Source organism: Amycolatopsis magusensis (assembly GCF_017875555.1).
Taxonomy (GTDB): domain Bacteria; phylum Actinomycetota; class Actinomycetes; order Mycobacteriales; family Pseudonocardiaceae; genus Amycolatopsis; species Amycolatopsis magusensis.
In genome coordinates this window covers 1,732,364-1,754,193 of record NZ_JAGGMS010000001.1, presented here as the reverse complement: position 1 = coordinate 1,754,193, position 21,830 = coordinate 1,732,364, and the positions used below count along the sequence as shown (strand labels likewise).

The window sequence follows — 21,830 nt, the reverse complement described above, 5'->3', positions numbered from 1 at the left end:
CCCCGGGGGACTTACGCACCCACTACCTCAAAGGACTCAGACGGCGTTGCTGGTGTGCATCCCGACGTCGGAGTTGACCGCGGCGGTGATGATGCGATCCCGGTTGGGACCGGTCAGCACCCCGTTGGTGACGAGTTCCTTCGTCACCGCCTTCACGTGCCGCACGAACTTGGTGTGCGTCGCGTACTCGGCGTTCTCGGCGATCACGTCGTTGATCGTGCAGCCGTTGCCGATGTCGACGTTGCGCACCTGGCTGTCGATCCCGCCGATGATCACCGTCGAACGCAGGTCGGAGTCGGGGCAGACGTCCTGACCCGGCCCGGAACCGCCCTTGACCACGGTGAAGGTGCCGGTGCGCTCGTCGGCGACGTTGCCCTCCTTGTCCGAGGCCCGGTACTTCACCGTGTGCGCGCCGACCGCGGTCACCGCGACCGGGGCCGTGTAGGCGGCCCACGCGGCGCCGTCGAGCTGGTACTCGACCTTGTCCACGCCCGAGCCGGTGTCGGTGGCGGTCAGCGTGACCGTCGCCTTGTCCACGTAGGCCCAGTTCGAGTTCTGCACCCCGGTCACCGCCATCGAGGTCTTGGGCGGCTCGACGTCACCGCTGCCCTCCACGATGGTGAACGAGGACATGCCCTCTTCGGAAGCGTTGCCCGCCTTGTCCGTGGCCCGGAAGTGCACCATGTGGTCGCCGACCGCGGTCACCGGAACCGGTGCGGTGTAAGCGGTCCACGCGCCACCGTCCAACTGGTACTCGACCTTGTCCACACCGGACCCCTCGTCGGTCGCGTTCAGCTTGACCGAAGCCGAGCCGACGTACGCGCCGTCGGAGTTCTGCGTGCCTTCGATCACCGCGGCGACCACCGGCGCGGTGGTGTCCTCACCCGGGCCTTCTTCGACCACGGTGAACGAGGACATGCCTTCCGCGGAAGCGTTGCCCGCCTTGTCGGTCGCGCGGTGGTGCAGCATGTGCGCGCCCGGCGTCGAGACCACGACCGGCGCGGTGTAGGCGGTCCACGCCCCACCGTCCAGCTGGTACTCGACCTTGTCCACACCGGACCCCTCGTCGGTCGCGTTCAGCGCGACCGACGCCGAGCCGACGTAGTTCCCGTCCGCGTCCTGCTCACCGGTCACCTCGGCGGTGACCACCGGCGGGGTGGTGTCCTCGCCGCCACCGCCTTCGACGACGGTGAACGAGGACATGCCCTCTTCGGAAGCGTTGCCCGCCTTGTCCGTGGCGCGGTAGTGGACCATGTGCGCGCCCGCGGTGGTCACGGAAACCGGTGCGGTGTAAGCGGTCCACGCGCCGCCGTCGAGCTGGTACTCGACCTTGTCGACGCCGGAGCCGGCGTCGGTGGCGGTCAGCGCGACCGACGCCGAGCCGACGTAGTTGCCGTCGGCGTCCTGCGTGCCGGTGATCTGGGCGGCCACGGTCGGCGGGGTGGTGTCGTCGCCACCGCCGGGGCCCTCGGTGACGGTGAACTCGCCCTGCATCGAGCTGTGGCCCGGCAGCGCGCAGAAGTAGCGGTACTTGCCCGGGGTCAGGGTCACCGTCAGCTCGTGGCGGCCGTTGTTCGCGTCGGACGGGCTGGCGGTGATGTTCACCGCCGCGTCGTGGTTGTACCCGGGGGTCGACATGTCGAAGGTCAGCGTGTGCAGCATGCCGGTGTCGTTCCCGGTGGCCACGCTGTTCTCGAAGACGATGGTGGTTTCGCCGGCCACGGCGGTGGTGGGCGCGGAGGTGTACTTGGCGACGTTCTCGTCCGAGGTCCAGGTCAGCGTCTGGGCCGCGGCGACCACTGGCGACGACGCCGAAGCCGGCATCACCACCAGCCCCAGCATGGTCAGCACCGCGCCCAGCGCGGCGAGCATTCGTCGGGACATAGCGGGAAAAACCTTCCTGAAGGGCCGGCCGGTGCGCGCCGCGCACCGGCCGGCCGGCTACCGGTTACAGCTGCCGCACCCGGATGTTGCGGAACTCCATCAGGTCGTTGTCACCGTGGTTCTGCAGACCGATGAACCCGTCGGCGAACTGCCTCAGGTCGGTGGGCGGATCGCCCGCCCGCGAGGACTGCAGTCCCGGGTTGTTGTCGAACTCGTTGATCACCTTGCCGTTGCGGATGATCGTGTAGTGCTGGCCGACAACCTTGATCTCGTACTCGTTCCACTGCCCCTTCGGCGTGGCACCGGCCGCGTCGAGCGGGTTCGGGTCGAAGTTGTAGACCGATCCCGTCTTCTGCGGTTCTCCGGTGGTCCCGTCGTAGAGCTGGATCTCGTGGCCGCAGAAGATGGCCACCCACGCCTGTGACGTCGCCGCCGAACCGGTGGTGCCGCAGCTACCCGGCGGCCGCTGGTCCAGCGGGGTGCGCGGGTCGGGGAACCGCACGAAGACCCCGCTGTTGGCGTTGCCCTGCGGTGCGATGTCCTTGAACTGCAGCTTCAGCGAGTAGTTGCCGAACTGCTGCCCGGCGTACCACAGCATGCCCAGCCCGCCGCTGGGTCGCAGCGAACCGTCCGGCTGGATCTTGAACTCCCCGGAGGGAGCCATTTCCCAGCCCTTGAGCGAGGTCCCGTCGTAGATCGACAGGTAGCCGACGTGGCCGGGGTTCCCGATCGGCGAGTCCTGCGCGGCGGCGTTGATCTTGTCCCGCTGCTTGTCGTTGAGCACCCCGAGCTGCTTGAGGTTCTTGGTCGCGTTCTTGACGTGGTCGACGAATCCGGCCTTGGTCGGCCAGGTGCTCTCGTCGTCGATCATGTCGTCGACCTTGCAGCCACCACCGGCGTTGTGGTTGGGCACGCCGGTGTCGGCGTCACCGATGGTCACCGTGGCCCCGGTGTCCGGGACCAGGCAGCCGACGTTCGCCGTGGTGCGCGAGACCACCTTCTCGCCGTCGGCGTAGGTGGTGGTCAGCTTCGCGGTGAACGGGCCGGTGCGGGTGTAGGTGTGCCGGGGGTTGGCCTCGGTCGACATGGTGCCGTCGCCGAAGTCCCACTCCCAGGACACGCCACCGGACTTCATCCCGTTGAACGCCACCGTCAGCGGCTTGCTCTGCACGTTGGTGTTCGTCGCCGCGGGCGCCGGGGTGGCCGCCCCGCCGGTGTAGGTGATCCGGATCAGCTTCTGGTTCGAGTCGAGGCTGAAGAAGCCGTTGCCGTAGTCCAGCAGGTACAGCGCGCCGTCCGCGCCGAACTTGGCGTCCATCCAGCTGAGCAGCTTCCCGTCACCGCTGCCCGACGGGATGATCTGCCGCAGGGTCTCGGCGAAGGCAGGCGGCTGCTGCGTCGGAACGCCCGCCGGGTCCACCGTCACCGCGACGCGGTTCTGCGAGTTGGACTGGTCCCCGATGAACCACTTCTTGTCCCAGTACTCCGGCCAGGCCACCCCGCTGTTGGTGTTCACCAGGTCGCGGTGGTAGGTCGGACCGGACATGACCGCCTGACCGCCACCCTTGAGGTAGGGCTGGGTGTAGGTCGCGTCCGCGGCGTTGTAGGTCGGCACGGAGCTGTTCGGGCGGTTCGGGAAGATCGGGCCACCGCCGTCGGGCGAGTACCAGATCATGTTGTCCTTGATCGGCGGCAGGTTCACCAGGCCGGTGTTGCGCGGCGAGGTGTTCACCGGGTTGTTGCAGTCGTACCAGCCGGTCAGCACCGCGGCGTCGGAACTGCTGCGGTCGCGGTACGGCTGCCGGTTGCCCATGCAGTACGGCCAGCCGTGGTTGCCGGCTTCGGTGATCACGGTCGCCGTCTCGTACTTCGCCGGGCCGAGTTCCGGGCTCGGCGAGCCCGCGTCGGGACCGACCCAGCCGGCGGTGACCCAGTTGGTGACCGGGTCCACCTGCAGGCGCGAGATGTTCCGCACGCCCATCACGTAGATCTCCGAGCGCGCCTTGTCGGTGCCCGGCGGGAACAGGTTGCCCGCCGGCACGGTGTAGGTGCCGTCGGCCTCCGGGTGGATCCGGATGATCTTCCCGTTGAGGTCGTTGGTGTTGCCCGAGGTGCGGCGCGCGTCCTGGAAGGAGACACCCTTGTAGTCGGCGGTCCAGTTGTTGCCGGAGTAGCCGTTCGAGCCCTGCGACGAGTTGCTGTCACCGGAACCGATGTAGAGGTTGCCGTCCTTGTCGAAGGCCATGCCGCCACCGGCGTGGCAGCAGCTGTGGATCTGCGTGTCCCAGGACAGCAGGTCCTTGCGGGTGGACTGGTCGATCGTGGCCTTCGCGGCGTCGTAGGTGAAGCGCGAAACCGTGCGCTTGCCGATCCGCTTGTCCTTGTCGATGGACTCGTACGGCATCCAGTAGACGTAGAACCAGCCGTTCTCGGCGAACTTCGGGTCCAGCGTCATGCCGACCAGACCCTCTTCGTTCTTCACCAATTCGTCACCGGAACCCCGGTTGCCCATCACCTTGAGCGTGGTGAGCAGCTTGACCTGCTTGGTGGCCGGGTCCCACTGGTGGATCGTGCCGCAGCCGAGGCCCACGTTCGGGTTGTCCCAGCTGGGCACCGGGCCGGTCGCGCAGGCGGCCTTGCCGATGTAGAACACGCGGCCGTTCGGCGCGATGGTCAGCCCGTGCGGCTCACCGATCTGGTCCATCTGCCCGGCGGCGTTCGCCCCGGACAGCCGCTCCACCTTGTAGTTGGCGGCGATGGTCGCCTTGCAGTCACCGCGCACCATGCCGGTGGTCCACTTCAGCGCGCCGAGCAGGTGGCCGCGGAACTGGTCCTCGGCGTAGCTGCCCTCGGTGCGGCCCATGCCGGTGTAGAAGGACCGGCCGCCGTCGTAGTCGCGGCACCAGGAGATCGGGTGGAACGGCCCGTTGGCGCTCGCGCCCGGGTTGTAGCCCTTCTCCTCGACCTGGGCGATGGTGTGCACCTGGCCGATCGGGTTCGCTTCCCAGTTCAGCCAGCGGTCGGTCCGCTTCCAGTTCAGCGGCAGGCCCTCGTTCGCCGGGTGCTGGCGGTCGAGGACGTTGACCGTGGCCTCGGCCGGCGCCGGTTCCGGCGGCGGCGGGTTCTGCGAGTTGTCGTAGTGCACGTCGAACTCGGCCAGCTGGGTGGCCGTCTCACCGGCGTTCGCGGTGATGTTCAGCCGGTAGTGCGCGTAGCTGGTGGTGTTGGTGAACTGGTAGGTCTTGGCCTGGAAGCGCTCGGGGAAGTCCTCGCCGGTGCGCTTGTCCAGGTCGGTCCACGTGGTGCCGTCGGCCGACCCCTGCAGGGTCCAGTCCTTCGGGTCGCGGGCCTCGAAGTCGTTGGCCGAGGTCAGGGAGTACTTGGTGAGCGTGGCGGGCCCTGGCAGCTGGTAGCTGATCCAGCCCGTCTTGCTGAACGCGAGCCACTTGGTGTTCTGGTCGCGGTCGTTCAGCTTTTCCTTGGTCTCGTTCGGCGGGTTCTCGCCGCTGGCGGTGACCACCGTGCGGGCACCCGCCGGGCGGGCACCGATCAGGCCGGTGAACCACTCCGAGTTGTCCTGCGCCTTGGCGGCGTCGGACAGGCCGAGGAAGCCGCCGCCCGCCTTCATGTAGTTCTTCAGCGCGGTTTCCTGCTCGGTGGACAGCGTCACGCCCTCCGCGGACAGGAACACCACCCCCCGGTAGTTCGCCAGGTTCGTCGCGGTGAACACCCCGGGGTTCGAGCTCGAGGTGACGGTGATGCCGTTGTCCTGGCCCAGCCGCGCGATCGCGTCGCTGGCGCGCAGCACCGGGTCCTTCTGGTCCGCCGCCGGGCCGTGGAACACCAGCACGGAGACCGGCGCCGCCGCGGCTGCCGCCGGCTGCGCCTGCGCCACGACCGTGGTGGCCAGTGGCGCCGCGAGCGCGACCACCGCCCCGACGGCCAGCACGGCCGCCGATCGTCGCCGTTTCGACCAACTTGCCGAAACTCTTCGCCCCATCCCTGACTCCTTCATCTGTGGTTGGGAACTAGTGGTTGTGCGCGGTCGCGCTCGACTCGGCGGTGTGGCCCGAGTGGTCGTGGTGCCGGAACCGGTCGATGGCCTCCTGCGCGCCGGCCGGCATGCTGCCGTCGGGGTTGCGGACCAGGAAGATGCCCGCCATGCCCATGTCCGAGTGGTTCTGGACGTGGCAGTGGTACATCCAGGCGCCGGGCCCGACGCCCTCACCGGCGATCACCTGGAAACCGAAGGACGCGCCGGGGTCGAGGTTCTTGTTGTCGATCACGTTGGCGTGGTCGTTCTCGCCGTTGAGCATCCCGGTGCGGGTGTCCGCCCAGCGGTGGGCGTGCAGGTGGAAGGTGTGCGGGAAGATGCCGTGGCCGATGCAGATCCACTCGACCCGCTCGCCCTGGTTGGCCTCGAACATCGGGGTGTCCGGGGCGACCTTGTTGTTGATCAGCATGTCGTTGAAGACCACGGTGTACTGCCTGCTCGGCAGCAGGTCGCCCTTCTTGCGCACGATGAGCCCGCCGTAGAGGCCCTTCTGCAGGCCGACGGTGCCGTGGTCGGTGCCCATCGCGTGGTCGTGGTACTGCCAGTAGCCCGCGCTGCCCGGCATCCAGAACCCGTTGGCTGCCTTGTACTGCGTGCGGGTGCGCCAGATGTAGGTGCGGGTCTCGCCCGGCTTGTTGAACGAGGCGTTGAGCGGGGAGCCGTCGGAGTCGGTGTCGTAGTTGACGCCGTGCGGGTGGATGGACAGCCGCTGGTCGGTGTTGTTGACCAGCTCGATCTCGAGGGTGTCGCCCTCGTAGATCTCCAGGAGCGGCCCGGGAATGGTGGCCTTGCCCGGCTCGAGGCCGTAGCCGAACTGGCCGCCGGGCAGCGGCTCGGCGTAGACGGTGACCTTGCGGGTGATCCCGGCCGCGGCGGCGGCGTGGGGAGCGGCGGCCCCGGCCACCATGCCGGGGATGAGCACGCCGGCGGCGGCGGTGGCCAGCATCGAGCGGCGCGACAGCCCGGATCGGGCGGGCTGGGCGGCTTTGTCCATGGTCGATCTCCGTTTCGGGGACGGGGAGTTTCGGGAGGTCGGGGAGGGGCTAACGGCGCGGGCCGGGTGGTTCGGGCCCGGCGGCCTCGGCGGGGACGGCTTGACCGGCGCAGCGGCCGTATCGCCCCCGCGGCGACATCGTTGACATCGTTGACACCATTGCCACGTGCCTCGCCTTTCGACCCGGGCGTCCCTCTAGTGGCGCACGGACATCGCTCTTCCGACGAAATGAGAACAACTTATGTTGACTAGTGGCAAAAGTTAAGGGCTAAATGGCCTAACGGCAAGCACACGTACGTTCTGCTAGCAGCCGTAGCTGAGCGTCACGGGAATTTCACGGAAAAATTCGGGACGAACCTGTCGATGTGGGGCGTACCGGCTCGACGCAGTGGCAGACACACACCGAGCCGAGGAGCTTCCGATGGGCAAGATCGTCAACGCCACCTACATGACCCTCGATGGCGACATCAGCAACATGATGGACTGGCACTTCGAGTACTTCAGCGAGCAGGCGACCAAGGCCGCGAGCACCCAGCTCGCCGACGCCGACGCCCTGATCATGGGCCGCGAGACCTACGAGGGCTTCTCCGCCGCCTGGTCCTCCCGCGCCGGGGTGGACGACTTCGCGGACCGGATGAACAGCATCAAGAAGTACGTGGTGTCGTCCACGCTGACCGAGCCGGAGTGGGAGAACACCGAGGTGATCAGCTCGGACGTGGCCGAGCGGGTGCGCGGGATCAAGGAGTCCGGCACGAACCTCCTGCAGTACGGCTTCGGCGACGTGAGCCGCCTGCTGCTGGAGAACGGCCTGCTCGACGAGCTGCGCCTGTGGCTGCACCCGGTGCTGTCGGGGAAGGCGCAGCCCTCGGAACTGCTCTACCGGGACACGCAGCAGGCGAAGTTCACCTACAACGGCGTCGAGGTGCACGACACCGGCCTGATCATCCTGAGCTACACCCCCACCAACGCGGCGCGCCCCTGAAGCCGACGCCATCCGGGCAGCCGGCGGCGGGCACAGTGCGAGCCGCCGGCCCCGTCACCTGCCGCGTGAGTCAGCCGGTGATGTGCTTGGCTCGGTCGTAGCCGAGTTGCAGGAGGTCCGAGCCGGCGACGGCGGCCAGGACGGTGCTCACCAGCCGCGTCTGCCGGGGCGCCAGCACCAGGCCGGCCGACAGGCCCGTCGCGATCCAGACGGCGGCGCAGAACGGGCAGGTCAGCAGCTCGCCCACGGCGTGCTTGTGGCCACCTTCCGGCACCGATTCGACCAGCTCCGCCTCGCCCGCGGGGGCTTCGTACCGGGTGAACGGGGCCCGCAGCGGGCTGGTGATGGCTTCCTTCGTCAGCAACCGGCTGGCCTTGTGCGTGGCGACGGTGAGCAGCACCGTGTCACCCAGCCCGATGCGCTTCGGCAGGCGGGCGCCGGTGCGCTTGCCCACCAGCGCCAGCGCACCGGTGAACACCCCGTAGGCGCCGAGCGCCAGCAGGTAGCCCGGCAACGGGCGCCGCTCGCCGTTCTCGTAGGTCTCGCGCAGCCGCTTCAACCTGCCATCCGACTTCATGGGACAGGAGTGCCCACCCCCGGGACCGGCAAACCGCCCGGTCTCGTCTGTCCCTAATGGACAGTCGGGGCGGCCCGACTCTGGCACGATGACGTGGCGGAACCGACCGAAGTCGACACCCCGCCCCGTCGCGGCCGCCACGAGCTCCGCCGCGCCAGGGCGGGCCTGGGGAAGAAGCGGCACCATGACGCGACCGGACTGGCCCTACCTCCCGCTGCCCCTGCACCCGGCCGAAGCGGCGGCGTGGAACGTCACCGTGGTGGTCGGCACGCTGGACCACCCGATCGACCCCGCGACCGCCTGGGCGGTGGCCGAGCGCATGCACGGCTCGAACCTGCTCGACGTGCTCGCCGACGACACGCGCGTCGGCGTGGCCGCCAAAAGCGAACTGGAGCTCTACCCGGCGCTCGAACAGGCCGGTGAAGCCTTCGTCGACGGCCTGGCCGACGCGGGCTTCAAGCTCCGCAACTGGGAGCGGGTCGAGTGGCTCTCCGCCGAGGTGGTCCGGCCCGAGCGGTGAGCACGCCCCACCAGGTCCACTGTGGACCGGCACCCGGCCTGCCGGGGGCCCGCCCCCCGCCCGCTAGACTTCCGGGTACGGGCCGTTAGCTCAATTGGTAGAGCTGCGGACTTTTAATCCGTAGGTTCTGGGTTCGAGCCCCAGGCGGCCCACTCCAACACCCCGTTTGACCTGCACAAACGGCGGTTCTGATGATCTTGGCGCGGGTTCGAGAAATCCGCGTGGCCCGTTGTGTGGCCAAGGTCACCAGTTTGCGTGCCGGGTCTGGCTTCCAGCTTAGGCCAGCAGCGGCCAGGCCTTCGCCGGACGCTACAGGGAAGCGCTGGTCAGCGGCGGACGGTCGTGCCCACTCACCATCCTCTCCCACATCTGTCTTCGCCGAGCGTGGTGTGTCCGCGAGTGTGGCCGGACGCTGCCGGAACGGGCCTAGCTGAGCACAGCGTGAGCAATGGAGCCCAATCGGAGACCTGCATCGCCGCGCCGCAGCACCCCCATGCCCCTATTTCCCCAGCTCACGGCCGATATTTTGATCATCAGCGAAGGGACGAACCCTCGGATTTGGAGTCCGCGGGTTCAGATTTTCGCGGTAGCCGCTGGCCCGCGTGGGCATCGGACGGCACTGCCCGCCACTCGTCGGCAACGGAGCAGGAGCCGGGCCCGGTGCATGCGACCGGCCGGCGCCGCGAACAGGGACGCGCCGATCCTCGCCGCCGCCTCGTGGCGGGTGCTCGGGTAGAGCGATACGTAGTAGTCGGCGGTGAAGGACACCGAAGCATGTCCGAGCATCTCCTGGACATGCTTAGATCGTTACCCGCTGCCAGGGACAACGAGGCCGCGCCATGACGGAGATCGTGCAACCGGATCGGTGGCAAGCTCGTGCGCTCGGCCAGCAGGTCTTCGAACTCGTGGGTGAACAGGTCGAGTCGGCATGGCATCCCCGCCGGGGTAGTGAACAGATACCGCTCTCCGCCGGGCCCTGCCGGGGCCGCGACTCGAGCCGCGAGGTAGCGCCGCACCAAGCTGGCAGTGACATGGTCAAGCGCGATAGTCCGGGTGCTGTGCTGGCTCTTCAGTTTCCCGTCACCGTCCACCTGCTCGCCGGGATCCGGCCTGGTGATCACGAACAGCTCGCTGTGGCGCAGGTCCACATCGACCTCGCGCAACGCGGCGGCCTCGCTGCGACGCAAGCCGGTCACGGCCACGAGGTGGTAATACAGGTATCGCTTGTGTCCGGCGATGGCCTTGAGGAACTCGATCGTCTGCTCTCGCGTCCACACGCACACCGGCCCCGGACGCCATCCCGTCGCCCGCCAGCGCGCCACCCGCGCCTCAGTCCACACATACGGCCGCGGCCTCACCACTTCCGGAAGCTCGATCTCCCGACCTCGTGCCGGGTTGTGCGCCAGAAGCCCCTGACCCACCGCGGCGGTCAGCGCCGAACTCAACGTCGCCCGGACCCGCACCACCGTCGACGGCGCCAGCCGTCCGTACCGGGAACCGTCCCCAGCCGCGATCGCGGCGAACGCCTTCCGTACATCGCCCACACTCAGCGTCACCAAGGGCAGATCACCCAGCTGCGGGATCAGGTACGTGGCGACATGCTGCCGATAGTTCCGACGCGTACTTCGACGTAGCCGGATGCTGCGGACCCAGGACTCCAGCCAGTGACCGGTCGTCAGCCCGATCCCCTTGGACGTCGCCGCGACCTGCTCCCGGGCAACCTTCGCGGCTTCCTCCGAGACATAGCCGCCGCGACGCACCCTCGAACGAGACCCGTCTGCAGCCCGCAACCCCTCGACCGCGAACCATCACGACCCATGACCCGGCTCATCCAGCCGACCACAACGTGCCCCCAACTGCTTCCCCGTCACCGGGCACCGGCACCCACACCGCTTGAACACGCCCTTTGCCGACATGCCGCACCTCGCTCTCGATCAGTTCGGACACAACCGACTGTGAACCCGTTCGAACTGGGCGGCATGCTGGAGCGCGCCCTCCCATCGCTGCATCAGGCAGGTAAAACGAGCGGTGACTTCCGACCCATGGGAGTGCACCTGATAACCGCCATGACTTCCGGTGTGGAAGACGCTGAGAGCGCTGCGTAGTCGGTCGAAGCGCTATGGTCGAATACAGTGCTTACTCGTGGAGGGGAGGTGCGGTCGTGGCCACGGCTGACCAGGTAAAAGCCATGGTGAAGAGCCATGCGGAGGGCGACGACACCCGCTTCTACTCGGTGGCCCTGCAGGTCGCTGCCGGTGCGGCGCGGCAAGGACAGAACCGGTTCGCCCAAGATTTGCGAGATCTTGTCGACACGTTGCGGACACAACAAGGCCGCAGCTCGACGGCGACACGTCCGGTCCCGGTGGTGCAGCCGCGCGGCGAACTAGCGCAGCTGCTGACGGTCACCTACCCGCAGAACCTCCTTACCGACCTCGCACTCGACGAGAGTGTGCGGGAACGCCTCGCACGCGTGCTGCTGGAGCAACGACAAAGTGACCGCCTCCGGTCGCACGGTTTCCAACCTCTGCGGCGGTTGTTGCTCACAGGCCCACCGGGAACCGGCAAGACCATGTCGGCACATGTACTGGCCGGCGAGCTGCGGCTTCCCCTTTTCATGATCCGGCTCGACGGGCTCATCACCAAGTTCATGGGAGAGACGGCAGCGAAGTTACGGCTGATCTTCGATGCGTTGTCGGAGACCCGTGGCGTCTACTTGTTCGACGAGGTTGACGCCCTCGCGGGTGACCGTGCAGCTGGCAACGACGTGGGCGAGATCCGGCGGGTGCTGAACTCGTTCCTGCAGTTCCTTGAGGTCGACACCTCGGACAGCCTGCTGGTGGCCACGACCAACCATCCGCAGTTGCTGGACCGGGCGATGTTCCGCCGGTTCGACGCGGTGATCGACTATCCGCTGCCCGCTGGCGAGGTCGTGCGCGACGTGGTCCGGACCCGCTTGGCCAACGTCCCCACCGAGCGGCTGAGCTGGTCGAAGATCGACGCGGCTGCCGACGGTCTCAGCCACGGCGAGATCACCATCGCCGCGGATCTGGCGGCCAAGGAAGCGATCCTGGCCGACGACGGCCGGGTCACCACAACGAGCCTTTGTGCAGCGCTGCAGGAGCGGCGCCAGCACCTGCTCGGCTGACCCGCGGAACGTCGTCATGCCAGAACCTCGCGATCGCCCCCATCTCTTCATCCCGGCCCCAGCGCAGGCCGCTGCCTACTCACCGCCGCCGCGCGCGATCAAGGGGCAGGCAGTACCGAAGCCGGCGGATCAGCGCCAACACGGCCAGCAGTTGCACGATGCCCTCCGTCAGATCGACGCTGACGCGGAGGTACGACGGAGTCAGCGCGATGTGCAGGTCGAGGGTGCGGTTGACGGCGTCTACGTCAGTTTCGAGAGCTTCCCTGGGGTGCACCTCGCCCTTGAGAAGCTCGACCCCCAGCGAAGCACCCTCCATCCGGAGCTGCGCGCGGTGCAGGAGGTCGACCTCGGCGACGGCGTCACCATGGAACGAGCGACCGTGTTCGTCCCCCAGGGCACGCTCTCCCACTTCCTGGACCGGATCACGCAGTATGTCGAGTCCGCCGACACCGCGACGCCCCGCAATCGGGATCTCGTGGATCGTGTCCAGGCAGTGCAAACGGCGTCGATCGCGGCATTATGGACCGATCCGCCTGCCGAGTTCCCGGAGCCGGGGCAACTGTTCTGGTGGGAGGCATGGCTACGGCGGCGCGACGGGGACGAGGTGAACCGGTTCCGTGCGTTCGCTTCCGCGACCGGGCTACGCACCGGTCGGCGCAGCCTCGGGTTCGGGGATCGCACGGTGCTGCTGGTCGAAGCGACCGTCGACCAGCTCGCCTCGGCGGTCGACGTTCTCGACGATCTGGCCGAGCTGCGCCGGCCACACGATCCAACACAGTTCCTGGCGGGAACGGACGCGACCGAGCAGAGCGCTTGGATCGGCGACCTCGTGGACAGACTCGAGCCCGCCGAACCCGACGCACCCGCAGTCTGTGTCATCGATAGCGGCGTTTACCAGGAACACCCCCTGCTACAAGACTCCCTGCCCCAGAAGGACTGCCACGCCGCAGACCCGTCGTGGCCGGTGTACGACGACCGGGGGCACGGCACCGAGATGGCCGGCCTCGCCCTGTACGGCGACCTTGGCCAAGCCTTGTCCTCACCGCAACAGCTGCGGCTACGCCATCGGCTGGAGTCGGTCAAGCTGCTCCCACCGCCGCCACAGCAGAACGTCCCCGACCTCTACGGTGCGGTCACCGCCGCCGGAACCAGCCAAGCCGAAATCCAAGCACCGGACCGCCGCCGGGTCTACTCGCTCGCCGTCACCGCGCCCGTGGCGACATCGACGAACGGCGCGACAGCCCCGCCCGCGGCCGGACAGCCGTCATCCTGGTCGGCCAGCCTCGATGCACTCGCCGCCGGTCGCAGCGTTCTCGCCGACCAGGATGGGCTGGTGTTCCTCGACGAAGCCGACCACGCCGCCAATCGGCTGTTCGTCGTGTCGGCCGGCAACGTGCGGTCCTGGCATTCTGGCGATGAGCACCTCGACCGCAGCGACCTCGAACCGGTGGAGGACCCTGCCCAGGCGTGGAACGTCCTGACCGTCGGCGCGTACACCGAGCTGGACAGCATGAACGGTGCCCCTGCTGATTTCGCTGGATGGACGCCCTGGGCACCACGCGGCGAACTGTCGCCGTTCAGCCGCACCTCGGTGGCGTTCAGTCGAGCCTGGCCGGTCAAACCCGATGTCGTGCTCGAGGGCGGCAACGTGGCCCGCTCGCCGGACGGCACCACGTTCGACACCCCGCCGAACCTGCAGCTCCTGACCACCAACGCGCCCCTCGGAACCACGCGACTGCTGACCACGACCCGCGCCACCAGCGCCGCCACCGCCCAGGCCGCAGCATTGTCAGCGTTGGTGATGGCCGAGTATCCGGCACTGTGGCCGGAGACCGTGCGGGCGCTGATCGTGCACTCCGCCGAGTGGACACCCGCGATGAAGGGCCGATTTCCGGTCGGCAAGCGAAAGGCACTCCGCATCGCCATCCATCGCCGCTACGGCATGGGAGTCCCGGACCTCGCACGGGCCACCCGTAGCGCCACCGACGCGTTGACTCTTATCGCACAGGACACCATCCATCCCTTCGCCGCCGGTGCCATGCGCGAAATCCACTACCACGACTTGCCGTGGCCCACCGAGGTCCTCGCCGACCTCGGCGAAGCGCAGGTCCGCCTGCGGGTCACTCTGTCCTATTTCATCGAGCCGAACCCCGGCCGGCGCGGCTGGCAACGTCGCTACAGTACGCATCCCACGGTCTTCGCTTCGACCTTCGCCGAGCGACCGAGTCCAACACCGAGTTCCAGAAGCGGATCAACGAGAAGGCTTTGGCTGAAGACGAGCGGCGAGCCAGCTCCAGTAACGACACCGGCGAGTGGTTCTTCGGCCCTGATCACCAGCGGGCGCCGGGGTCCTTGCACACAGACATCTGGACCGGCAACGCCGCCGACCTCGCCCAGCGCGGCGCTCTAGCCGTGTTCCCGGTGACCGGCTGGTGGAAGGAGAACAAGGCACGCGACCACAGCGAGGAAGGCGCCCGATACGCCCTAATCCTCTCGATCGAGACGCCCGCTCTCGATGTCGACGTCTGGACGCCTGTCGCCCAGCAAATCAACGTTCCGGTCAGCATCACCACGGCGACGTGACTGCCGCTGCGGCTTCGCACAGGTCGACGTTAATGACTGACGTACCGAGGAGGTGTGCGTGTGATCTGCTGTCAACTCTCTTCACCAGCTCTAAGCAGACCGGCCAGGATGCCGGTGCAGAGAACCGGGATGCCTTCCCACCCAACCGCACCAACGGGGTGAGCGAGCCGTTCCCAATGTTCCGGTCATCGCTGCCCCTTCGTGCCACGGCGGGCGGGGCGTCGTGATTTGCGAAGATGTTCTCGTGAAACGCTGGCAGCTGCAGACGGTGCGCGCCTGTTCGGGGGGCGCGCATTAGTTCGCACCGGGCGTCCACCATCCATCGTCGAGTGAGCCTCGTTAGGAGTTTTGTGAGCAACCTCGGTAGTTTCATCTGGAAGATCGCCGACCAGCTTCGGGGGCCCTACCGGCCCAACCAGTACGGCAACGTGATCCTCCCGCTCACGATCCTGCGCCGCCTCGACTGCATCCTCGAGCCCGACAGGGAGACGGTCCGGAAGCTAGCGGCGAAGTACGACAACCCGAACCGGCTCAGAATCGAGGTCAAGAAGGCCACTGGCCGACCGTTCTACAACACCTCGAACTACTCTTTCGCCAACCTGCTGGCTGACGCTGACGGGCTCGCGGACAACCTGGCCGACTACATCGACCGGTTCTCACCCGATGTTGACGTATTCGAGTACTTCGACTTCAAGAAGGAGATCCTCGCCCTCGAGAAGGCGGAGCTTCTGCGCGAAGTCATCAGGTCCTTCAAGGCCGTCGACCTGCATCCCGACGTCGTCTCCAACGCCGACATGGGCGATGCGTTCGAGTACATCATCCGCAAGTTCAACGAGGCCGCGAACGAAACCTCCGGCGACCACTACACCCCACGGGACGCCATCCGGCTGCTTGTCGACCTGCTCTTCGCTGAGAAGAACGTCGACCTGTCCGAGGCCGACATCGTCCGCACGCTCTACGACCCCACCGCAGGCACCGGTGGCATGCTCGCCCTGGCCGAGGAACACCTGCTCCAGCAGAATCCCGACGCGAAGCTGAGGCTGTACGGACAGGAGTACAACCCGCAGTCGTACGCGATCTGCAAGTCCGACCTGCTGGCCAAAGGCCACGACGCGACCAACATCGCCTTCGGCAACACGCTCACCGAGGACGCGTTCAAGGGTCGCCAGTTCGACTTCTGCATGTCCAACCCGCCGTACGGCGTCGACTGGAAGCAGTACGCCAAGGCGGTCACGAAGGAGCGCGACGAAGCTGGACCCCGCGGCCGGTTCGCCCCCGGTCTCCCCTCGACGTCCGACGGGCAGATGCTTTTTCTGCTTCACCTGGCCCACAAGATGCGAGCACCAGAGGACGGCGGCGGCCGGGTCGGCATCGTCATGAACGGCTCGCCACTCTTCAACGGCGCCGCCGAGTCCGGCCCGTCCAACATCCGTAAGTGGCTGCTGGAAAACGACCTGATCGATGCCATCGTCGCGCTGCCCACAAACATGTTCTTCAACACCGGCATCGCTACCTACATCTGGATTCTCGACAACACCAAGCACCCTGACCGCAAGGGCGTAGTCCAGCTCATCGATGGTTCGTCGTTCTGGATCAAGATGCGGAAGAACCTCGGGGCCAAGAACCGTGAGCTGAGCGAGAAAGACCGCGACGAGGTCGTGAAGTTGTATGCCGACTTCACCGACGCCGACCCCGACTACTCCAAGGTGCTGCGCAACGACGAGTTCGGCTACTGGACCATCACCGTGGAGCGCCCGCTGCTTGATGAGTCCGGCCAGCCGGTCCTCGACCGCAAAGGCAAGCCCAAGCCGGACTCGAAGAAGCGCGATACCGAGAATGTCCCCTTCACATATGGCGGCTCGAGCGCCGGTGCGGCGGGTAAGGCCGAAGTCATCCAGACGTACTTCGACGCCGAGGTGAAGCCCCACGTCCCCGACGCCTGGATCGATTGGGCCAAGGTCAAAACCGGCTACGAGATCCCCTTCACGCGCCACTTCTACAAGTACGTCCCACCCCGCCCCCTCGCCGCGATCGACGCTGACCTGGAGAAGCAGATCACCAAGATCCTTGAACTGCTGCGAGAGGTTGAGCAGTGAAGTCGGACCGCTGGCCGAGCGTCCCCGTCCGTCGCCTGGGCACCGTGGTGGGCGGCGGAACACCGACGGCTGACTCAGCACACTGGGATGGTGGCATTCCATTCGTGACGCCACCCGACCTGCGCCCGGTGGTTGGCGGCGTTGTCCACACCACACAACGGACTTTGACGGCTGAAGGTGTAGCAGCAGGCTCTTCGATCGTCCCGGAGGGATCGGTGCTTCTGTCGATCCGAGCTCCTATCGGATATGTCGCGAGAACCTCAAGCGCCATGGCCTTCAACCAGGGATGCCGAGCCATCGTCCCGTTCGGCGGAACATCCGCGCATTACCTCACGTACGCGCTCGTTGCAGCCGGAGCCGAGCTAGCCTCACTCGGTCGGGGGACTACCTTCATGGAACTCTCGGCCGCGCAGATGGCTGCGCTTGAACTGCCAGTGCCATCGCTGGAGGAGCAGCGCGCCATCGCCGACTACCTCGACCGTGAGACCGGCCGCATCGACAACCTCATCGAGGAGCAGCAGCGCCTGATCGAGATGCTCCGCGAACGGCGGGCAGCCGTCGTCTCATCTGCCGTGACACCGACCGACTCATGGGTATGTCACCGGATCAAGCACATCGGTAAAACCAGTTTAGGCAAGATGCTCGACGCTGGCCGTGCGGTCCGCGACGGAGATCAGCCGAAGCCGTACGTCCGAGCAGCGGATGTTCGCGCGGATGGCTCTGTGAATCTCGTGGACCTCAACGAGATGCCATTCTCCGACGCAGAGATGAAAGTGTTCGACCTCCGCGCGGGCGATGTCCTCCTGATCGAGGGCGGCGCCACGGTCGGCCGTCCAGGGTTCATGTTCGAGCCGGCACCGGGGATTGCCTTCCAGAAGACCGTCAACCGCCTGCGGGTCGGGCCAGAGACGGATGCTCGGTTCGTGTACTGGTCGATGCTCCGCCTCTACGAATCCGCCTACTACGCCAATCATTACGGATCAGTCTCATTCGTTCATCTCACCGGCGAGAAGCTGAGGGAGATCGAACTACATCTCCCCCTGCTCGACGAGCAGCGGGCCATTGCGACGTACCTCGATGAGCAGACCGCAAGAATCGACGCACTGATCGCCGAGACGGAGCGGTTCGTAGAACTCGCCCGCGAGCGGCGATCGGCGCTGATCGCGGCGACGGTCACGGGGCAGATCGACGTACGGGAGATGGCGTGATGGCCGACCACAATGAGGTCGTCTTCGAAACCGAGATTTGCGACCACCTATCCGAATACGGGTGGCTGTATTCGGAGGATGACACCGGCTACGACCGAGAGCGAGCGCTATTCCCTGACGACCTCTTCGCGTGGCTGGAGCAGATCCAGCAGACGGCGTACGAGAAAGCCTTAAGGGCCGCGGGTTCGAAGGCGAAGTTTCTCGACGTACTGAGTACGGCGCTCGACAAGCCTCTCGAGCACGGCGGCGGCACGCTGAACATCCTGCGCAACGGCGTACAGTACATCGGCGGCGGCCGGTTGAAGATGGCGCAGTTCCGTCCCGAGACCAGCCTGAACGCAACCACGAGCGAGCAGTACGCGGCGATGCGGGTGCGGGTGATGCGGCAGGTGTACTTTTCCACCGCGGACAAGCGCAGCATCGATCTGGTCTTCTTCGTCAACGGGCTCCCGGTCGCCACTGTGGAACTGAAGACCGACTTCACCCAGTCCCTCGACGAGGCAATCAATCAGTACCGCAAGAACCGGAACCCGCTGACCAACGGGCGTCCGGAGCCGCTGCTGTCGTTCGGGCATCGCGCGCTGGTGCATTTCGCGGTCTCCAACGACCTGGCCGCGATGACCACCCGGCTCGAGGGCGAAAAGACGCACTTTCTTCCATTCAACATGGGGCACGACAGCGGTGCAGGGAACCCGCCGGGCCAGAGCGGGCGGTCAGCGACGGCGTACCTGTGGGAGCGGGTCTGGGAGAAGCACACCTGGCTCAACATCATCGGTCGGCTGATGCTCGTGGAGACCAAGGAGGAGTGGGATGTCGCGACCGGCACCTCGGTGCGGCGTACGAGCATGCTGTTCCCCCGGTTCCACCAGTGGGAGGCCGTGACGAACATCGTGGCCATGGTGCGCGAGGAGGGGGTGGGGCATCGCTACCTGGTCGAGCACTCGGCAGGGTCGGGGAAGACGAACACCATCGCCTGGACTGCACACCGGCTGGCGCGGCTGCACGTGAACGACGAGAAGGTCTTCGACTCGGTCGTCGTGGTCGTCGACCGGACCGTGCTCGACGGGCAACTCCAGGAAGCGATCCGGCAGATCGACGGCTCAGGGAAGATCGTCGCCACGATCAGCCCGGAGGACGTCCGCAAGGCGGGAGCCAAGTCGAAATCCGGGCTGCTGGCGACCGCGTTGAAGAACGGGGAGCTGATCATCGCAGTGACGGTGCAGACCTTCCCGTTCGCACTCGACGAGATCCGGGCCGACAAGGGCTTGAAGGGGAAGCGGTTCGCGGTGATCGCGGACGAGGCGCACTCCTCGCAGTCCGGGCAGGTCTCCTCCAAGCTCAAGGCCGTGCTTACCGCAGAGGAGGTCAAGGAGATCGAGGAGGGCGGCTCCGTCGACGTCGAGTCGATCTTGGCCTTGGAGATGACCGAGCGAGCCGAGTCGAAGAACATCTCCTACTTCGCGTTCACCGCGACGCCGAAGAACAAGACCCTGGAGCTGTTCGGGCGCAAGGGGCCCGACGGGAAGCCGCTCGAGTTCCACCTCTACTCGATGCGGCAAGCGATCGAGGAGGGATACATCCTCGACGTGCTCAGGGGTTACCAGTCCTACGACACAGCGCTGAAGATCGCCGGCCAGGCCGAGAGCGGCGACGGTGACGAGATGGTGGACGAGGCCGCAGCGCGGAAGGGGCTGATGCGGTGGGTGAAACTGCACCCGACCAACATCGGCCAGAAGGTGCAGATCATCGTCGAGCACTTCCACGCCAACGTCGCCCATCTGCTGGAGGGCAAGGCGAAGGCGATGGTCGTGACCGACTCGCGTAAGGCCGCGGTGAAGTACAAGAAGGCAATCGACGCCTACATCGCCAAGCGAACCGCCATGGACGCCGCGTACAACTACCGCACCCTGGTCGCCTTCTCCGGCTCGGTGACGATGGCCGAGGACGAAGTTTGGGTCTCGGACTGGGGGCCGCAGCCAACCAAGGACGACGAGTTCACCGAGGCCAATCTGAACCCCGGTGCCGGTTCGGACCTGGCCGCCGCTTTCAAGGGCGCGACCTACAAGATCATGCTGGTCGCCAACAAGTTCCAGACAGGATTCGATCAGCCACTGCTCTCGGCGATGTACATCGACAAGAAGCTCTCCGGGGTCACGGCCGTGCAGACGCTCTCCCGGCTCAACCGTACCCATCGCACCGCGGGCGGGGAGCAGAAGCGCAAGACGTTCGTCATTGACTTCGTGAACAAGCCCGAGGACATCCGGGCCGCGTTCGAGCCGTACTTCACCAATGCCACCCTCGAGACCGAGACCGACCCGTACGTCGTCTTTCACCTCGCCACCAAACTCGCCCAGGCCGGGGTCTACACGCCCGAGCAGGTGCGCGAGGTCGCCGAACTGTGGGTCACCCGGAAGGGCAACAACGCGCTTTCGGCTGCGATCAGCCCAGCCAAAAACGAGTTCGCCCGCCGTTACGCGGCTGCGATCGAGGCCGACGACAAGGTCACCCTCAACACCCTCGACCTGTTCCGCAAAGACGTCTCCACCCTGGTCCGACTCTACGACTTCATGAGTCAGATCGTCGACTACGGCGACCCCTACATGGAGATGTTGTCGATCTTCCTGCGGCTCCTGGAGAAGGTCATCGCAGACTCATCCTGGGCCGCGGAGGTCGACCTCTCCGACGTAGTCCTGGTCGGGGTCAAGCACAACAAGGGAACCGCGGTCGATATCTCGCTGACCGGCGACGGCGAGTTGAAGGGAATCGGCGCCGCGGGTACCGGAGCACGGAAGGAGCCGAAGTACGTCGCACTCCAGGTGGTCATCGACAAGATGAACGACCTCTTCGGCGCAGAATCGTTCTCCGCGTCTCAGGTCCGCGAGTTCGTGCAGGGACTCGTGGAGCGGTTACTCGCCTACCCGAACCTGGTAAACCAGACCAAGGTGAACTCGAAGAAGCAGTTCATGGAGTCACAGGACTTCCAGGCGGCGGTCACTGAGGCGGTCGTCGACAACCAAGAGGCCCACAACACCATGGCCGACTATTTCTTCAGCGACGGTCCTGGCATCAACGCGGTCATCGTGGCACTCGCGGACGCCTTTTACGAGGCCGCGATCGACCAGGCTAGGAACGCGTGAGCAGCTCCCAGGTCAACCGGTGCGCTTCAGCTCGTGTTTGAACGTTGACCAGAACGGCTCCGCGGGGCCGTCTTCCCAGCGGGTCGGACCAATCGATCGGTGCAGCCCATACCGAAAGGCGCCTGCGAGGTGAGGCTGCGGGCACGGCGGACGTACTGTCGCCGACCGCCCGAGCACAGCAGGAAGAACGGAGACATAACGGAGCCCAGCATCACCGTCAGCAGACGCGAACACGACCATGAAGGAGCAAAACTGCAGAAGAAGCGGCGCACCCGCAGGCGGATCAGCATCTCCCGACCCGCGACAGCGGTGTCCGCCAGCCTCCGCCCATAGCCGCTGTGCACCCCGAGCCGACAGGCACCACAGGCAGGACACGCGATCTCAGCAGTCACGTGCTCGCCTCGACCCGCACCACCCCGCCCTTTGCGAGCACGCCGTCGATCCTCAACCCCGCCGGATGCGGGAACAGAACCGCGACCAGACCAATCATCATCACACCGCGATCATGATCAACTAATCGGCGTCGAGCCCCGGAACCAAAGCCCGTCACGAAATCCGTGCCTGAGCCAGAGAAATCTGGCCTCTGACACAATGGGTTAGCAATCCACAACTGGGTGTCGATGAGAGGCACGTGGGGCGAGCAGAGCTGG

The 21,830-nt window shown here is 66.4% G+C and carries 15 protein-coding genes and 1 tRNA gene; 9 read left to right on the top strand and 7 right to left on the bottom strand.

The window, feature by feature from the left end; all coding sequences use genetic code 11:
* Positions 1–36: 36 nt before the first annotated feature.
* The 3 genes from JOM49_RS08330 to JOM49_RS08320 form a co-directional block, all read right to left on the bottom strand.
* Positions 37–1,884 (bottom strand): OmpL47-type beta-barrel domain-containing protein, encoded by a 1,848-nt coding sequence (locus tag JOM49_RS08330; protein WP_209663761.1) that lies wholly within the window; start codon positions 1,882–1,884, stop codon positions 37–39.
* A gap of 64 nt (positions 1,885–1,948) precedes the next feature.
* The gene (locus tag JOM49_RS08325) at positions 1,949–5,884 is read right to left on the bottom strand and encodes a ThuA domain-containing protein (RefSeq protein ID WP_209663760.1); all 3,936 of its coding nucleotides are present in this window, start codon (positions 5,882–5,884) and stop codon (positions 1,949–1,951) included.
* 28 nt (positions 5,885–5,912) lie between these two features.
* Positions 5,913–6,932 (bottom strand): multicopper oxidase domain-containing protein, encoded by a 1,020-nt coding sequence (locus JOM49_RS08320; protein ID WP_209663759.1) that lies wholly within the window; start codon positions 6,930–6,932, stop codon positions 5,913–5,915.
* A gap of 421 nt (positions 6,933–7,353) precedes the next feature.
* Here JOM49_RS08320 and JOM49_RS08315 point away from each other — a divergent pair, with 421 nt between their 5' ends.
* Positions 7,354–7,914, top strand: coding sequence for a dihydrofolate reductase family protein (locus JOM49_RS08315; RefSeq protein ID WP_209663758.1), 561 nt, complete (start codon positions 7,354–7,356; stop codon positions 7,912–7,914).
* Between the two features lie 70 nt (positions 7,915–7,984).
* On the opposite strand, the gene JOM49_RS08310 is transcribed toward JOM49_RS08315, so the two are convergent.
* Complete coding sequence (locus JOM49_RS08310; RefSeq protein ID WP_245369261.1) at positions 7,985–8,473, bottom strand: DUF1360 domain-containing protein; 489 nt, start codon at positions 8,471–8,473, stop codon at positions 7,985–7,987.
* A gap of 202 nt (positions 8,474–8,675) precedes the next feature.
* Here JOM49_RS08310 and JOM49_RS08305 point away from each other — a divergent pair, with 202 nt between their 5' ends.
* Positions 8,676–9,011 (top strand): hypothetical protein, encoded by a 336-nt coding sequence (locus JOM49_RS08305; RefSeq protein WP_209663756.1) that lies wholly within the window; start codon positions 8,676–8,678, stop codon positions 9,009–9,011.
* Between the two features lie 79 nt (positions 9,012–9,090).
* A tRNA-Lys gene (locus tag JOM49_RS08300) sits at positions 9,091–9,163 on the top strand.
* A 381-nt stretch (positions 9,164–9,544) separates the two neighbouring features.
* Here JOM49_RS08300 and JOM49_RS08295 read toward each other — a convergent pair.
* On the bottom strand, positions 9,545–10,771 hold the full coding sequence (locus JOM49_RS08295) for a tyrosine-type recombinase/integrase (RefSeq protein WP_209663755.1): 1,227 nt from the start codon (positions 10,769–10,771) through the stop codon (positions 9,545–9,547).
* 401 nt (positions 10,772–11,172) lie between these two features.
* On the opposite strand from JOM49_RS08295, the gene JOM49_RS43650 reads away from it, so the two are divergent.
* From JOM49_RS43650 to JOM49_RS08265, 6 genes are all read left to right on the top strand, one after another.
* On the top strand, positions 11,173–12,156 hold the full coding sequence (locus JOM49_RS43650) for an AAA family ATPase (RefSeq protein ID WP_209663754.1): 984 nt from the start codon (positions 11,173–11,175) through the stop codon (positions 12,154–12,156).
* Between the two features lie 16 nt (positions 12,157–12,172).
* A complete protein-coding gene (locus JOM49_RS08285; protein WP_209663753.1) occupies positions 12,173–14,566 on the top strand; it encodes a S8 family peptidase in 2,394 nt (797 codons plus the stop codon).
* A gap of 2 nt (positions 14,567–14,568) precedes the next feature.
* Positions 14,569–14,739, top strand: a complete 171-nt coding sequence (locus JOM49_RS08280) for a hypothetical protein (protein ID WP_209663752.1) — start codon at positions 14,569–14,571, stop codon at positions 14,737–14,739.
* Positions 14,740–15,089: 350 nt separating this feature from the next.
* Positions 15,090–16,835: an HsdM family class I SAM-dependent methyltransferase gene (locus JOM49_RS08275; RefSeq protein ID WP_209663751.1), complete on the top strand. Its 1,746-nt coding sequence runs from the start codon at positions 15,090–15,092 to the stop codon at positions 16,833–16,835.
* Complete coding sequence (locus tag JOM49_RS08270; protein WP_209663750.1) at positions 16,832–18,043, top strand: restriction endonuclease subunit S; 1,212 nt, start codon at positions 16,832–16,834, stop codon at positions 18,041–18,043. The genes JOM49_RS08275 and JOM49_RS08270 overlap by 4 nt, the downstream gene beginning before the upstream one ends.
* Positions 18,043–21,180: a type I restriction endonuclease subunit R gene (locus JOM49_RS08265; RefSeq protein WP_209663749.1), complete on the top strand. Its 3,138-nt coding sequence runs from the start codon at positions 18,043–18,045 to the stop codon at positions 21,178–21,180. Before JOM49_RS08270 ends, JOM49_RS08265 begins: the two co-directional genes overlap by 1 nt.
* 26 nt (positions 21,181–21,206) lie before the next feature.
* Here JOM49_RS08265 and JOM49_RS44310 read toward each other — a convergent pair whose 3' ends face one another.
* Both JOM49_RS44310 and JOM49_RS08255 read right to left on the bottom strand, forming a co-directional pair.
* A complete protein-coding gene (locus tag JOM49_RS44310) occupies positions 21,207–21,572 on the bottom strand; it encodes a transposase family protein (RefSeq protein ID WP_209663748.1) in 366 nt (121 codons plus the stop codon).
* Positions 21,569–21,811 (bottom strand): hypothetical protein, encoded by a 243-nt coding sequence (locus JOM49_RS08255; RefSeq protein WP_209663747.1) that lies wholly within the window; start codon positions 21,809–21,811, stop codon positions 21,569–21,571. The genes JOM49_RS44310 and JOM49_RS08255 overlap by 4 nt, the downstream gene beginning before the upstream one ends.
* Between the last annotated feature and the right edge of the window lie 19 nt (positions 21,812–21,830).

Excerpts from the sequence above, each read along its gene's own strand:
- JOM49_RS08305 (WP_209663756.1), top strand. The coding sequence starts at position 8,676 with ATGACGCGACCGGACTGGCCCTACCTCCCGCTGCCCCTGCACCCGGCC.
- JOM49_RS08330 (WP_209663761.1), bottom strand. The coding sequence starts at position 1,884 with ATGTCCCGACGAATGCTCGCCGCGCTGGGCGCGGTGCTGACCATGCTG.
- JOM49_RS08265 (WP_209663749.1), top strand. The coding sequence starts at position 18,043 with ATGGCCGACCACAATGAGGTCGTCTTCGAAACCGAGATTTGCGACCAC.
- JOM49_RS08325 (WP_209663760.1), bottom strand. The coding sequence starts at position 5,884 with ATGGGGCGAAGAGTTTCGGCAAGTTGGTCGAAACGGCGACGATCGGCG.
- JOM49_RS08320 (WP_209663759.1), bottom strand. The coding sequence starts at position 6,932 with ATGGACAAAGCCGCCCAGCCCGCCCGATCCGGGCTGTCGCGCCGCTCG.
- JOM49_RS08285 (WP_209663753.1), top strand. The coding sequence starts at position 12,173 with ATGCCAGAACCTCGCGATCGCCCCCATCTCTTCATCCCGGCCCCAGCG.
- JOM49_RS08315 (WP_209663758.1), top strand. The coding sequence starts at position 7,354 with ATGGGCAAGATCGTCAACGCCACCTACATGACCCTCGATGGCGACATC.